General features: G+C 62.3%; 1 protein-coding gene. It reads left to right on the top strand.

All coding sequences use genetic code 11. The annotated features are described in order from the left end of the window. Window positions 1-231 (top strand): transposase (locus tag F1735_RS35280; RefSeq protein WP_167241678.1); only part of this gene is annotated, 231 nt, incomplete at both ends.

The following is a 231-nucleotide window of genomic DNA, read 5'->3' as shown; positions in this document are numbered from 1 at the left end:
CGCCGAAACTTGAGCGCCTTATCTACGTTCTGGAGTGGGCGCGTATCGAGGAATTCGCTGACGATTCCTGGGACGGCATCGGCCGACCGCCACATGTTCGGGCCTGGCTGGCGAATGCTTTCGTGGCCAAGGCGGTGCTGGGCATCACCACCACCGTCGGGCTGGTCGAGCGCCTGACCATGGACAAGACCTTGCGGCGCATTTGCGGATTTCCGCCGTTTGCAAAGCTGC

It is taken from the genome of Massilia genomosp. 1 (genome assembly GCF_011682185.1).
Lineage (GTDB): Bacteria > Pseudomonadota > Gammaproteobacteria > Burkholderiales > Burkholderiaceae_D > Telluria_A > Telluria_A rubra.
Note: the sequence above shows the minus strand (reverse complement) of the source record. Positions and strands in the feature narration are given on the sequence as shown.